The organism is Pelomicrobium sp. P1, from assembly GCF_052805615.1.
Map to the genome: position 1 here is coordinate 134,241 of NZ_JBRBEM010000009.1, position 13,261 is coordinate 147,501.

The window sequence follows — 13,261 nt, forward strand, 5'->3', positions numbered from 1 at the left end:
TCACTGCGCCGGCTTGGAAGCCGTGCCGACGGCGTCCATGGGACGGGGCCGGCGCATCGCCTCCCGCAACGCCTTGACCTCCTCGGCCAACTGGCTCACCACCATGGCATAGAAGTCGCTGTTGTTGTAACGTTTGATCACGAAAAAGTTGGGCAGGCCGAGCCAGTATCGCTTTCCGTCCCGCTCGTCGAACTCGAGGAGCGCCGCTTTCGCCTCCGGCGCCACCGTTCCCAGGGGCTGTACCCCCGCCGCCTGCAACTCGGAGACCGTGCGCCGCGGCTTCGCGTCCGCCTGCGCCGCGCCGGGCCGCGCCAGGCTTGCCGGTACCGCCGCCGGCTCGCCCTGCGCCCAGCCGTGCCGGCTCAGGTAGTGGGCCACGCTGCCGATGGCGTCTACGGGACTTGAGGAAAGATCCGCTTTCCCGTCCCCGTCGAAGTCGACGGCATAGGCGAGATAGCTTCCCGGCATGAACTGGGGAATGCCGATGGCGCCCGCGTAGGAGCCGAGCAGACTCGAGGGATCTAGGCCGTTCGCCCGGGCGAGGAGGATGAAGTTCTCCAGTTCCCCGGTGAAATAGGCCGAGCGGCGGGGGAAGCCAAACGCCAGTGTTGCCAGGGCGTCCAGCACCCGGTAGCTGCCGGTGCGCTCCCCGTACAGGGTCTCGACCCCGATGATGGCCACGATGATTTCCTCGGGCACCCCGTACTGGACCCGGGCACGGGTCAGGGATTCGGCGTGATCGTTCCAGAATTCCACGCCGCCCACAATGCGCTTGGGCGTGATGAACAGCTCTCGGTACTCGACCCAAGGCCTGGACTCCGCCGGGCGGGTGATCAGCTCGATCACCCGGGGCTGGAACTGGGCCTGGCCGAGCACCCGGGAAACTTCCCCCCGATCGATCCCGTGCTTCTGAGCCACGCGCTGGGCGAAGTCCTCCAGCGCCCGGGCCGGGAAGCCCTGCTGCGGCTCTTCCGGCGCGGCCGCGACGCCCGCAAGCGCCGCGGTCCACTGGAGCGCCGCCCCCAGCACCATTCCCGCCAAGACCCTTCTCCCGATTCCCTTCAACGCGTCGTCTCCTCTCGCTTGGTTCGATCGATGGGAACCGCTCCGCCTGACGCGCGGCCGCTCCCCGAGCATAAGCTTACCAGCCGGCGCCGCCGGCATCGACGGCAAGGCCCTTGCCGCGACGGCGCCTCAATCCGCCCACCCTCCCAAGCTCCTCGCGAAAAGTCCGGGTCAATCGGATTTGAACCCGACCCGTTTGTGGCTTCCGTCGCAATAGGGTTTGTTGGCCGAGTGGCCGCAACGGCACAGGGCCACACCGGAAACCTGGTACGCCTCGCCGCCGGCCCCGGCCAGGGTGAAGCCCCCTTGGAACAGGTAAGGCCCGTCCTGCCGCGGCCGGATCACCACCGGCCCGCCCCTCGGGGACGGCGCCATCGCCTGGGACGGCGGCGGCACCCGGGCCGGGTCCTTGAAGCCGGCCTTTTCGTGGGACCCGTCGCACAGGGGCTTGTTCGCCGACTGGCCGCAGCGACACAGGGCCATGCGCGTGTCCTCGAGCAGCACCCGCCCGTCGGGAGCCAGCACCTTGAGCTCGCCCCGGGCGTAGAGCGGCCCGTCCACCGCCACCGTCACCCGACAGGCCGTTTGCGCGGTCTCCGTGCGGCGGCCGTCCTTGAAGACGTACTTGAGTGCCCCCGAGGGACAGCGCTCGATCACGCTGGCGATGCGCTCGGCGTCGGCCTGGGTGGGATCGATCCAAGGTTTGCGGTCCGGGTCGAACACCGGCCGCAAGCCCTTCACGCACTCGGCGGCGTGGATGCAGCGCGCCACGTCGTAGCGCACCTCGATTTCCGGAGAGGAATAGGACTTGACGTTGGTCTTCATGCCGAGCCCTCCTGCGGTAACGGCTCACGGTGATGGCAGTATCGCTCCAGCCGGCACACAGAACAAGCCGGGCATAGAGCGTCCCGCCGCGCACCGCGCCCATAATCGGGATACGCGCCCGACTCCAGCGAACAGGTGCGGGTCACCGATCGGGCTGCGAGGTGCCGGGCGACCCGTCCGTGGGCCCGTGCAGGCTTTACGTCAAGCAGCCTGCGGCGGTCGGGCCGCGCACGCGCGTCTCACCGCCTCGAGGGCGCGATCGACGGCCGCGTCCGTGATTTCCAGATGGGTGACGGCGCGCAGCCAGCCGCCGCCCAGGTGCAGCATGCGCACGCCCTGCGCTTCCAGGGCGCGTACCAGCCGGTCGCCGTCGTCGCCCTCCACGCGCCAGTACACCATGTTGGTCGCAGGATCCGGAATCTCCACGATCACCCGTCCCACCGCGCCCTCCAGCGCGCGCAAACCGGCCGCCAGCGCCTGGGCCCGCCGGTGGTCTTCGGCGAGCCGAGCCCGCTGCCCCAGGCCGTGGAGCGCCGCCGCCGCAAGAATACCCGCCTGGCGCATGCCCCCGCCCAGGCGTTTGCGCAGCTTGCGCGCGCGGACCATGGCGCTTGCGGTCCCGGCGATGGCGGAACCCACCGGCGCCCCCAGGCCTTTCGAAAAACACACCGCCACGGTGTCAAAGCCCGCCGCCAGCGCCCGCTCGGAATCGCCGGTGGCGACGGCCGCGTTCCACAGTCGGGCGCCGTCGCAATGGGTCTTGAGCCCCAGGGAGCGCGCCTTGGCCACGATGCGGGCGACTTCTGACTTGCCGAGGGCGCGGCCGGCGGCGCGGTTGTGGGTGTTTTCCACGACCAGGAGCGCGGACGCCGCTGCGTGAAGCTCCTCGGGACGGTAGCAGGCCTCGATCGCTTCGTCGGACATCCGCTCCGCCAGCGGGATGAGATCGAACTGGACGCCGGCCAGCGCCGCGCCGCCGCCCGCTTCATTGACGAACACGTGGGAGCCTTCCTCGCAAATGACCGACTCCCCGGGCCGCGTATGGAGCAGCACGCCGATCTGGTTCGCCATGGTCCCGGACGGCGTGAACACGGCGGCCTCCTTGCCCAGCAGTGCCGCCACCTCCCGCTCCAGGGCGTTCACCGTAGGATCCTCCCCATAGACGTCGTCGCCCACTTCTGCCGTCCTCATCGCCTCGCGCATCTGCGGCGTCGGTTTCGTCACCGTGTCGGAACGCAGGTCCACGACGCTTCCCGGGACGCCTTGATTCATGGGGCCGCCGTTCATGCCCATGCCCTCCTCTGGCCTGCCCTTGCCTTCGTCTCGTGACGTTCCAGCCGAGCGGTGCCCGGCTGGTCGAACCCGGGCGGCTCGTCCACACACCCATCCCTCAGAATCGAAATAGCCCCACTGCGGGGGCTATTTCGATTCTGGCGGAGAGGGTGGGATTGCTCGGCTTTCGCGTTGCCTCCGCGAAAGCCTCGGCCCTCGCGAGGCTCGGGCCCGCCACTCGCTGCGTTCGTGACGTCCCAGCCGAGCGGTGCTCGGCTGGTCGAACCCGAAGCGGATTCTGCGTACCCACCCTTCGCCAACCAAAACACCCCCTGGTGGGGTGTTTTGGTTGGCGGAGAGGGTGGGATTCGAACCCACGTGCCGGTTTTACCCGACCATCCGATTTCGAGTCGGCGCCGTTATGACCGCTTCGGTACCTCTCCACGGGAGAACATTTTAACAGCGAACCCGGGGCACACGGAACGCGGAGCCGCCCCTGCGGGGCTTGCGGTCAACCCGGACATTTCCCGGGGGACTCGGGAGGATGGCGCGGTGCAGAGGCCACCCCAGAGGAGGGGAGCGGCGCTTTCGTGGAAAGTCCGGCTCGAGGCAGGCCATTGATGCAAGAACGATTCCATATTATCTTGAGGACGGCAATCGAGCGTTCGAGGAACGGTCTCGGTCAGGCCAGGCCATCGAATTCATGGGAGGCACAGAAGGAGAGGAACCGATGAGCATCCACTTCCGCACCGACCAGTTGACCGCCGCCGAGATCTCCTTCTTGAAGTGGCAGTACGGCTTCGAGGAGGCGGACGATCCCTTCTACCGCGCCCTGTGGCAGACCATCATGCGAGCGTGGATCTCCGATACCACGCCTCCGCTGCCGGGAGAGAAGCCGAGCAACCATCTCGCGCGCCTGGGCTCGCCCAACGCTTATCCGGAAGAGGTCGCGCTCTATCTCAAGTTCAAATCGGAGAGCAGCGACGCCTTCTGGTTGGACTTGATTCGCCGCGCCGGCCTCGCCGACCGCCGGCAGCGGAACATTCCGCCCGCGGTGGAACGCCGCCGCCGCGCCAGCTCCAAGGCCTGAGCCGCTTCGCGACGGAGGGCACAGCCCGCCGCGCCGCTTCCCGTAGCGGCACGCCATCGTCTTCGTTTGACGTTTTTTGACAAATCCGCGCGGCGAATTGCTGCACCGCGTCTTTCGGCGCCGGGTGCCAGGTGCCAAAATGGAATGAAAATCCCGCGTTCCCTTCATGCGACTGCACCCCATCATTCCCGCCGTCGTGTTATGCGCGGCTTGCAGCGAGGCGCCGCCTCGGCTTCCTTCGGCGCTGGAGCACGGCACCCTGGTGGTGGTCACGATCAACAGCCCCACCGCCGTGTACGAGGATGCGGACGGCAACTACGCGGGCCTGGAGCACGACCTGGTCGCCGCCTTCGCCGGAGAGCTAGGGCTTGCCGTGCGCTACGTTTTCATGACCGACGCGGCTCAGCTCTTCAAGACGCTGGAGGAAGGCCGGGCCCACCTGGCGGCGGCGGGAATCCCCGCCTTGACGCCGCCGGGCGCCTGGGTCCGCTTCGGACCGACCTACCAGACCGTGCGCTTCGAAGTGGTCTACCGGACCGATCAACCGCGACCGCGCAGCGTTGCCGACCTGCTGGGCAAGCGCCTCGCCATGGTGGCGGGCAGCGGCGGCGCCGAAAACCTGCGCAATGCGGCGACCCGCGACGCCGCCCTGGCCTGGTCGGAGATGCCCGTGGAGGACGGACTGGCGCTCCTCGCGCGCTTGGCGGACGGTGAATTCGATTACGCGGTGGCCCGCTCCAACGTGGTGGCGATGGCGACCGACTTCTACCCGAACGTGGGGAGCGCCTTCACCGTGGGGGAGCCGACGCCGCTGGCGTGGGCCTTTCCCGAGGAAGGGGACCCCCGGCTGCTCGCCAAAGCGGAGGAGTTTTTCTCCCGCATCGCCCGGGACGGAACGCTCAAGCGGCTGCTGGACCGCTATTACGGCCACGCCGGGCGGCTCAGGCCGGCGGATGTCAACGGCATAATCACCAGGATGCGCAGCGTGCTGCCGGCGCTCAGACCCTGGTTCCAGGAGGCGGAGCGGCTGACCGGGATCGACTGGCGCCTGCTCGCGGCGCTGGGCTACCAGGAATCCCAATGGGATCCCCTCGCCACCTCCCCCACGGGCGTGCGCGGTCTGATGATGCTGACCGAGGAGACGGCGGACCGCATGGGCGTGACGGATCGCCTGGATCCCTACCAGAGCATCATCGCCGGAGCCAGGTATCTCCTAGTCCTCAAGGAAACGCTGCCCGCGCGCATCCCGGAACCGGATCGCACCTGGCTAGCGCTGGCCGCCTACAACCTGGGCTTCGGCCACCTGGAGGACGGGCGCATCCTGGCCCAGCGCAAAGGGCTCGATCCCGACGCCTGGATGGACGTGCGGCAGAGCCTGCCCCTTCTGTCCCGGCCCGATCACTACATGACGGTGCAGCGCGGCTTCGCCCGCGGCGGAGAGGCGGTTTACCTGGTGGAGAACGTGCGCACCTACTACGACATCCTCAAGCGCTTCGAGCCCCGGGAGCGGCCGCTAACGGCGGACGCGCCCGGCTACGCAGAGGCGCTTCCATAGCACACCCGTTATTCCATCGGGATGAAGGCGGCGGAACAACAGCCGGCGGACGAAACGCTGGAGCTCGGGCTTCCTAGGCCCCGGGCTCAATCGCTTTCAGTCCCCCGAGGTAGGGCCGCAGGACCTCGGGCACGTCGATGCCCCCGTCCGCCCGCTGGTAGTTCTCCAGCACCGCCACCAGGGTGCGCCCCACCGCCAGCCCCGAGCCGTTCAGGGTGTGCACCAGCTCGGGCCTGCCTTTCTCGTTGCGGAAGCGCGCCTGCATGCGGCGGGCCTGGAAAGCTTCGAAGTTGCTGCAGGAGGAGATTTCCCGGTAGGCGCCGGCGCCCGGGAGCCACACCTCGATGTCGTAGGTCTTCGCCGCCGCGAACCCCATGTCGCCGGTACACAGGGTCACCACCCGGTAGGGCAGCTCGAGGCGCTTGAGGATCGCCTCCGCGTGGCCGGTGAGCTCTTCCAGCGCCTCGTAGGAGCGCTGGGGATGGACGATCTGCACCAGCTCTACCTTGTCGAACTGGTGCTGGCGGATCATGCCCCGGGTGTCCTTGCCGTAGGAGCCCGCCTCCGAGCGGAAGCACGGGCTGTGGCAGGCGTACTTGAGGGGCAGGCGTTCCAGGGGCAGGATCTCGTCGCGCACGATGTTGGTGACCGGCACCTCGGCCGTGGGGATGAGATAGAACTTCTCCTCGCCTCGGGGAACGGCGAACAGGTCCTCCTCGAATTTCGGCAACTGCCCTGTCCCCCGCATGCTCTCGGCATTGACCATGTACGGGACGTAGACCTCGGAATAGCCGTGCTCCCGGGTGTGCACGTCCAGCATGAGCTGGGCGATGGCCCGGTGCAGCGCCGCCACCGCCCCCTTCATCAGCACAAAGCGGCTGCCGGCGATCTTGCTAGCGGCGGCGAAGTCCAGCAGTCCTAGGCCCTCGCCCAGGTCCACGTGGTCGCGCACCGGAAAAGGGAACTCCCGGGGCGCGCCCCAGCGGCGCACCTCCACGTTGTCCTCCGCCGAGCGGCCCACCGGCACCGTGTCGTGGGGCAGGTTGGGCACGGTGAGCAGGAAATCGCTCAAGCGCCGCTGCACGTCGGCGAGCCGCGCTTCCAGCGCTTTCAGCTCCTCGCCCATGCCGGCCACCTCGGCCAGGAGGGCGGACACGTCCTGCCCCTGGGCCTTGGCCTGCCCGATGCGCCTGGAGGCCAGGTTACGCGCCGCCTGCAGCTCCTCAGTGCGGGTCTGCACCGCCTTGCGCTCCGCTTCCAGGGCGCGGAAGGTCTCCGTGTCCAGATGGAGCCCCCGCGTCGCCAGGCGGCGAGCGACGCCCTCCAGGTCGTTTCTCAGCAGTTGTATGTCCAGCATTTATCCCAGGGTGAAAAGCGAAACGCAGGCGGCGAAAAAGGAAGCGCCTTCCCGCCCTTTGCGTTTCAGGTTTTTCGCTTGCGGCCTTTGTCCGCGCCCCCGTCCCTGGCTGCGCCCGCCTGCTTCGCCTGCGCGTCCAGGGCGCGCAGGTGCTCGAGCCGCTCGGCGATGCGCGCTTCCAACCCCCAGCCGGTGGGGCGGTAGAACCGCTGGGGGTCCATGCCTTCGGGAAAGTAATTCTCCCCCGCCGCGTAGGCCTCCGGCTCATCGTGGGCGTAGCGGTACTCGCGCCCGTAGCCCAGCGCCTTCATGAGCCGGGTGGGGGCGTTGCGCAGGTGCTCCGGCACCGGGCGCGACGCGTCCTGGGCCACCAGCGCGCGAGCCTCATTATACGCGGCGTAGACCGCGTTGCTTTTGGGCGCGCAGGCGAGATAGACGGTCGCCTGCGCGAGCGCCAGTTCCCCTTCGGGGCTGCCCAGCCGCTCGTAGGTTTCCACCGCGTCTAGGGCGATGCGCAGCGCCCGCGGGTCGGCGAGGCCCACGTCCTCCGCCGCTATGCGGATCAGGCGCCGCCCCAGGTAGAGGGGATCGGCGCCCCCGTCCAGCATGCGGGCGAGCCAGTAGAGGGCCGCGTCGGGGCTCGAGCCCCGCACCGACTTGTGCAGGGCGGAGATCTGGTCGTAGAACGCGTCGCCCCCCTTGTCGAAGCGCCGCCCGGAGCGGGCCAGGGCCTCCCGGGCGAATTCTCCCGACACCTGCGTAACGCCCGCGGTGGCCGCGGCCGTGTGGAGCTGCTCCAGGAGGTTGAGCAGCCGTCGGGCGTCGCCATCGGCGAAGCCCGTGAGGAGCCGCCGCGCCTCCTGGGAGAGGGCGAGGGCCGGGCAGGCCTGCGCCCGGGCCCGCTCCAGCAAGAGGGCCAGGTCCTCTTCCGAGAGGGGTTTGAGTACGTAGACCTGGGCGCGGGAGAGGAGCGCCCCGTTCACTTCGAACGAAGGGTTCTCGGTGGTGGCGCCGATGAAGGTGATGAGCCCCTGCTCCACGTAGGGCAGGAAGGCGTCCTGCTGGGCCTTGTTGAAGCGGTGTACCTCGTCGACGAAGAGGATCGTGGGGCGACCGCTGGACTGGAGCACCTGGCGCGCCCGCTCCACGGCGTCCCGGATGTCCTTCACTCCGGAGAGCACGGCGGAGAGGGCGATGAATTCCGCCTGGAAGGCGCCCGCCATGAGCCGCGCCAGGGTCGTCTTGCCGCTCCCCGGCGGCCCCCACAGGATCATGGAATGGAGCTTGCCCGACTCGAAGGCGAGCCGCAGGGGCTTGCCCGGCCCCAGCAGGTGGGCCTGCCCCACCACCTCGTCCAGGGTGCGGGGCCGCAGCCGCTCGGCCAGGGGAGCCGCCGGCTCCCGCTCGGGAAAGAGCTCAGGAGCCCTCACCGATCACGTCCGTCCCGGGCGGCGGCGCGAACCGGAAGCGCACGGGATCGATGGCAGGGTTGCGCTGCAGGTTGGAAAACCTAAGCGCCGTGGTCTGGCCCAGGCCGTCTTCCAGCTCCATCGCCACCAGGGTCCCCGCCCCGTCGAAGCCCATACGGATGCGCTGGAACGGGGTCTCGCGAGCCTTGGGGGTCGCCTCCACCCATTCGAGGCCCTGCCCCTTGCCCCCTTCCTTCAGATGGAAGCTCGCGTGCAGGTCGTTGCTGCCCGCCAGCAGCGCCGCCGGGGTGGCGCCCAGCGCTTCCCCGAGGCTGCGCACGGTGACCTGCTTCAGGTCCCGGTCGTAGATCCAGAGTTTTTCCCCGTCGCCCACGATGAGCTGCTCGTAGGGCTTCACGTAGGTCCAGCGGAAGCGGCCCGGGCGCTGGAACTCCATGGTGCCGCGGGCCTGCTGCACCGTCGTTCCTTTGGCGTCCAGGACCGTCTGCTGGAACTCGGCCCGGGCCGACGCGGTGGAGGCCACGAAGCGGTCAAGCTTCTCCAGCCCCCCGGCCCAGGCGAGCAAGGGGAGCAGGGCGACCACGCCCCCCACCAGGCAGCGGACGAAACGGGAAACCATCAGAACTTCCTGATCCGTTCGATGTTCTCCACCCGCCCGCCGCGGAAGGTGATGACGGTGGTGAAGGGGTCGCTCGCCGTGGGCAGATAGGTCCAGGTCTTCAAGATCCGGCTGTCGATGAGCTTGATCGAGGAGAAGCCCCGCCCGTCCCGCGGCCCCACGGGCCGCGCCTCCGCCAGGGTTTGCTGCACTTCGTCCACCCCTTCCACCGTTTGCAGGTCCGGCGGGCCAGCCCGGGCCAGCACTTCGGACTCGGTCATGCCCCGCCGCAGGTGGATGAAAACCTCGAAGGGCAGGCCCCGGGCCGCAGGGGAGGCCCAGGAGGGATCGGCGCGAACTGCGGAGGCTTCCGCCTCGGCCTCTAGCCGCTTGCTCGCCTGGATCCGGTCCAACTGGCAACGGATGGTGCGGCAGGCCTCCGGGTTCACCGGGTAGCGGGTGTCCTCGATCACCCGCTCGACGCTCACCCCCGAGGGAGGCGTGTCCCCGTAGTGGGTCACCCCCTTCGCGTCCTTCCACTTGTAGGCAGGCTCCGCCGCCGCGCCGGCGCAACCGAGGGCCAGGGCGGCAAAAACGAGGGTCCGGTTCATGGCGGCCTCCCCCATGGAATACGAGACTACGCCGTTCGACACCCGGGCTCGGCGAAAGTGTCGGCAGCTCAATCGTCCGCCCGGTCCGGCACCAGGACTTCCCGGTTGCCGTTGGCCTGCATGCTGGAGACCAGCCCCGCCCGCTCCATCTGCTCGATGAGCCGCGCCGCCCGGTTGTAGCCGATGCGCAGGTGGCGCTGCACCAGGGAGATGGAGGCCCGCCGGGTGCGCAACACGATCTGTACCGCCTCGTCGTAGAGGGGATCCGCCTCGCCCTCGAAATTGCCCCCGTTCCCGTTCTGGCCTTCTTCCTCCGGGCCCTCCAGCACCGCGTGGACGTACTGGGGCGCGCCGTGCTGCTTGAGGAAGTCCACCACCCGGTGCACCTCGGCGTCGGACACGAAGGCCCCGTGGACCCGCTGGAGGTAGCCCGTGCCCGGGGGCAGGAACAGCATGTCCCCCTGCCCCAGCAGGGCCTCGGCCCCGGACTGGTCCAGGATGGTGCGGGAATCCACCTTGCTGGACACCTGGAAAGAGATGCGCGCCGGGATGTTAGCCTTGATGAGGCCGGTGATCACGTCCACCGAAGGCCGCTGGGTGGCCAGCACCAGGTGGATGCCCGCGGCGCGCGCCTTCTGGGCCAGCCGGGCAATCAGCTCCTCCACCTTCTTCCCCACCACCATCATAAGATCGGCCAGCTCGTCCACGAAGACGACGATCAAGGGCATCTCCTCCAGGGGCTCCGAGTTCTGCGGGTCCACGGGGAAGGGGTTGAGGAGGGGCTCCCCCGCCTTGCGGGCGTCCCGGATCTTGTGGTTGTAGCCGGCCAAGTTGCGCACCCCGAGCTGGGCCATGAGCTTGTAGCGCCGGTCCATCTCGGCCACGCACCAGGCGAGGGCCGAGGCGGCCTGCTTCATGTCGGTGACCACGGGGGCGAGGAGGTGGGGAATGCCCTCGTACACCGACAGCTCCAGCATCTTCGGGTCGATGAGGATCAGCCGCACCTGGGAAGGCGGCGCCTTGTACACGGCGGACAGAATCATGGCGTTGATGGCCACCGACTTGCCCGAGCCAGTGGTGCCGGCCACCAGCAGGTGGGGCATGCGGCCGAGGTCGGCCACCACGGGGTTGCCGGCGATGTCCTTGCCCAGGGCCAGGGTGAGGGGGGAGGGGGTGTCCGCGTAGGTCTTGGAGCTTAGGATCTCGGCGAGCTTCACCACCTGCCGGTGGGGATTGGGGATCTCCAGCCCCATGCTGGTCTTGCCGGGAATGGTCTCCACTACCCGGATGCTCACCACCGACAGGGCCCGGGCCAGGTCCTTCACCAGGTTGACGATTTGGCTGCCCTTGACCCCCACCGCCGGCTCGATCTCGTAGCGAGTGATGACCGGTCCCGGGTAGGCCGCCACCACCTTCACCTCCACGCCGAAATCCCCCAGCCGGCGCTCGATCAGGCGGGAGGTGTATTCCAGCACCTCCGGGCTCACCGTCTCCCGGTCTTCCAGCACCGGATCCAGCAAGTGCAGGGGCGGGATCAGGGAGTCGGGGAGGTGCTCGAACAGGGGCACCTGCTTTTCCTTCTCCACCCGCTGGGACTTGGGGATCTCCACCGTGGGCGCCTCGATGCGCAGGGGCTGGGCGGCTTCCCGGCGCCGGCGCTCCTCCTCCAGCGCCTCCTCCCGCCGCTCCCGCGCCTCCCGCCCTTCCCGGCGGTCCCGCCAGGCGGCGACGGCCTCCCTAGAGTGCTGGTACGCCCACTCGAGCCCAGCGCCCAGTCCCTCCACCACCCGAATCCAGGACAACCCTGTGAACAGGCTCAATCCCGCCGCGATCAGGGTGAGGAGTACCAGGGTGCCGCCGGTGAAGCCGAACCCCGCGGCGAGCCCCTCCCCCAGGGCCTGGCCCACCACGCCCCCGGGGCCCGCAGGGAGGACCGCCTTCAGGCTATGGAGGCGCAGGGCCTCCAGGCTGCTGCTGGCCAGGAGTAGCAGGAGAAAGCCGCTCCCTCCCACCGCGAAGGAGCGCTTATCCAGGAAGGTCACCGTCTCGATGCGCCGGTAGCCCCACCAGACGGCGAAGAGGAAAAACACCACCCACCAGTAGGCCGAGAGGCCGAAGAGGTACAGCAAGATGTCCGCCGTCCACGCTCCTACCCACCCCCCAGCGTTCTGGACAGGGCCTGCGGCACCGCTGCGGGACCAGGCCGGGTCGGCGGGGCTGTAGGTGAAGAGCACCAGGGCCAGGTAGGCGGCGAGCCCCACCATGACCAGCCACCAGAACTCCCGGATCAGGGCCGCGATCTTGGGCGGCAGGGGGTTGGCGCTGGCCTTGTCGGCCATGCTCTTGGACGGGAAGCGCATCGAATACCGCCAGTATAAACCGTCGGATTATATCGGCCGGACCCACCGCGGACCACCGGCGCCCGCTCGACAGGCCAGGGAAATTGCTTCACCATTTCGCTTTCGCGATTTTCCGGCCTCCGAATAACTCCATGAATTCCAAGCATTGCAGACTTCTCATCCTCGGCTCCGGTCCGGCCGGCTATACCGCCGCCGTGTACGCGGCCCGGGCCAACCTGAAGCCCGTCCTCATTACCGGCCTGGCCCAGGGCGGCCAGCTCATGACCACCACCGACGTGGACAACTGGCCGGCGGACGCCGACGGGGTCCAGGGACCGGAGCTGATGGAGCGCTTCCGCCGCCACGCGGAGCGCTTCGGCACGGAGATCATCTTCGATCACATCCACACGGCGCGGCTCACCGAGCGCCCCTTCACCCTGATCGGCGACCAGGCGAGCTACACCTGCGACGCCCTCATCATCGCCACCGGCGCCTCGGCCAAGTACCTGGGCCTGCCCTCGGAACAGGCCTACATGGGCAAAGGCGTCTCGGCCTGCGCCACCTGCGACGGCTTCTTCTACCGGGGCCAGGACGTGGCGGTGGTGGGCGGGGGGAACACGGCGGTGGAGGAAGCCCTCTATCTTTCCAACATCGCGGCCAAGGTCACCCTGGTGCACCGGCGCGACAAGTTCCGGGCCGAACCCATCCTGGTGGACCGGCTGATGGAGAAGGTGAAAAGCGGCAAGGTGGCCCTGGAGTTGTTCCACGTGGTGGAGGAAATCCTGGGGGACGGCTCCGGGGTGAGCGGCGTGCGGCTGCGCCACACCCAGAGTGGGGCCAGCAAGGAGATCTCTGTCCAGGGGGTGTTCATCGCCATCGGCCACCAGCCCAACACGGAAATCTTCGCCGGGCAACTGGAGATGAAAAACGGCTATATCATCACCCGCAGCGGCCTGGAGGGCGACGCCACCGCCACCAGCATCCCCGGCGTCTTCGCCGCCGGCGACGTGCAGGACCACGTCTACCGCCAGGCGGTCACCAGCGCCGGCTCCGGCTGCATGGCGGCCCTGGACGCGCAGAAATATCTGGATGAGCTCGGCTGATCGGGTGCCGGTCGTC

At 68.7% G+C, this 13,261-nt stretch carries 11 protein-coding genes and 1 tRNA gene; 3 read left to right on the top strand and 9 right to left on the bottom strand.

What is annotated here, in order from left to right:
• The 4 genes from mltB to ACUVYZ_RS10590 all read right to left on the bottom strand — a co-directional run bounded on the left by mltB (nt 1) and on the right by ACUVYZ_RS10590 (nt 3,605).
• Nucleotides 1–1,032 (bottom strand): lytic murein transglycosylase B, encoded by a 1,032-nt coding sequence (gene mltB / locus ACUVYZ_RS10575; protein WP_439934444.1) that lies wholly within the window; start codon nt 1,030–1,032, stop codon nt 1–3.
• A gap of 204 nt (nt 1,033–1,236) precedes the next feature.
• A complete protein-coding gene (locus ACUVYZ_RS10580) occupies nt 1,237–1,890 on the bottom strand; it encodes a CDGSH iron-sulfur domain-containing protein (protein ID WP_439934321.1) in 654 nt (217 codons plus the stop codon).
• A 201-nt stretch (nt 1,891–2,091) separates the two neighbouring features.
• Complete coding sequence (locus ACUVYZ_RS10585; RefSeq protein ID WP_439934320.1) at nt 2,092–3,177, bottom strand: threonine aldolase family protein; 1,086 nt, start codon at nt 3,175–3,177, stop codon at nt 2,092–2,094.
• 335 nt (nt 3,178–3,512) lie between these two features.
• A tRNA-Ser gene (locus ACUVYZ_RS10590) sits at nt 3,513–3,605 on the bottom strand.
• A gap of 287 nt (nt 3,606–3,892) precedes the next feature.
• Here ACUVYZ_RS10590 and ACUVYZ_RS10595 point away from each other — a divergent pair.
• Nucleotides 3,893–4,252, top strand: coding sequence for a hypothetical protein (locus ACUVYZ_RS10595; RefSeq protein ID WP_439934319.1), 360 nt, complete (start codon nt 3,893–3,895; stop codon nt 4,250–4,252).
• A 166-nt stretch (nt 4,253–4,418) separates the two neighbouring features.
• Nucleotides 4,419–5,807, top strand: a complete 1,389-nt coding sequence (gene mltF, locus ACUVYZ_RS10600; RefSeq protein WP_439934318.1) for a membrane-bound lytic murein transglycosylase MltF — start codon at nt 4,419–4,421, stop codon at nt 5,805–5,807.
• A gap of 73 nt (nt 5,808–5,880) precedes the next feature.
• Here mltF and serS read toward each other — a convergent pair whose 3' ends face one another.
• The 5 genes from serS to ACUVYZ_RS10625 all read right to left on the bottom strand — a co-directional run bounded on the left by serS (nt 5,881) and on the right by ACUVYZ_RS10625 (nt 12,163).
• The gene (gene serS / locus ACUVYZ_RS10605) at nt 5,881–7,164 is read right to left on the bottom strand and encodes a serine--tRNA ligase (RefSeq protein ID WP_439934317.1); all 1,284 of its coding nucleotides are present in this window, start codon (nt 7,162–7,164) and stop codon (nt 5,881–5,883) included.
• A gap of 65 nt (nt 7,165–7,229) precedes the next feature.
• Complete coding sequence (locus ACUVYZ_RS10610; RefSeq protein ID WP_439934316.1) at nt 7,230–8,594, bottom strand: replication-associated recombination protein A; 1,365 nt, start codon at nt 8,592–8,594, stop codon at nt 7,230–7,232.
• Nucleotides 8,581–9,213, bottom strand: a complete 633-nt coding sequence (gene lolA / locus ACUVYZ_RS10615) for an outer membrane lipoprotein chaperone LolA (RefSeq protein WP_439934315.1) — start codon at nt 9,211–9,213, stop codon at nt 8,581–8,583. Before lolA ends, ACUVYZ_RS10610 begins: the two co-directional genes overlap by 14 nt.
• Nucleotides 9,213–9,803 carry a DUF4124 domain-containing protein gene (locus tag ACUVYZ_RS10620; RefSeq protein WP_439934314.1) on the bottom strand — a complete coding sequence of 197 codons (591 nt, stop codon included), beginning with the start codon at nt 9,801–9,803 and terminating at the stop codon, nt 9,213–9,215. Before ACUVYZ_RS10620 ends, lolA begins: the two co-directional genes overlap by 1 nt.
• A gap of 68 nt (nt 9,804–9,871) precedes the next feature.
• Nucleotides 9,872–12,163, bottom strand: a complete 2,292-nt coding sequence (locus ACUVYZ_RS10625; RefSeq protein WP_439934313.1) for a DNA translocase FtsK — start codon at nt 12,161–12,163, stop codon at nt 9,872–9,874.
• A 131-nt stretch (nt 12,164–12,294) separates the two neighbouring features.
• On the opposite strand from ACUVYZ_RS10625, the gene trxB reads away from it, so the two are divergent.
• On the top strand, nt 12,295–13,245 hold the full coding sequence (trxB, locus tag ACUVYZ_RS10630) for a thioredoxin-disulfide reductase (protein WP_439934312.1): 951 nt from the start codon (nt 12,295–12,297) through the stop codon (nt 13,243–13,245).
• Nucleotides 13,246–13,261: the final 16 nt, after the last annotated feature.

Coding starts and splice junctions, on each gene's coding strand:
- ACUVYZ_RS10585 (WP_439934320.1), bottom strand. CDS start 3,177: ATGAACGGCGGCCCCATGAATCAAGGCGTCCCGGGAAGCGTCGTGGAC.
- lolA (WP_439934315.1), bottom strand. CDS start 9,213: ATGGTTTCCCGTTTCGTCCGCTGCCTGGTGGGGGGCGTGGTCGCCCTG.
- ACUVYZ_RS10620 (WP_439934314.1), bottom strand. CDS start 9,803: ATGAACCGGACCCTCGTTTTTGCCGCCCTGGCCCTCGGTTGCGCCGGC.
- ACUVYZ_RS10625 (WP_439934313.1), bottom strand. CDS start 12,163: ATGCGCTTCCCGTCCAAGAGCATGGCCGACAAGGCCAGCGCCAACCCC.
- mltF (WP_439934318.1), top strand. CDS start 4,419: ATGCGACTGCACCCCATCATTCCCGCCGTCGTGTTATGCGCGGCTTGC.
- trxB (WP_439934312.1), top strand. CDS start 12,295: ATGAATTCCAAGCATTGCAGACTTCTCATCCTCGGCTCCGGTCCGGCC.
- ACUVYZ_RS10595 (WP_439934319.1), top strand. CDS start 3,893: ATGAGCATCCACTTCCGCACCGACCAGTTGACCGCCGCCGAGATCTCC.
- mltB (WP_439934444.1), bottom strand. CDS start 1,032: ATGGTGCTGGGGGCGGCGCTCCAGTGGACCGCGGCGCTTGCGGGCGTC.
- serS (WP_439934317.1), bottom strand. CDS start 7,164: ATGCTGGACATACAACTGCTGAGAAACGACCTGGAGGGCGTCGCTCGC.
- ACUVYZ_RS10580 (WP_439934321.1), bottom strand. CDS start 1,890: ATGAAGACCAACGTCAAGTCCTATTCCTCTCCGGAAATCGAGGTGCGC.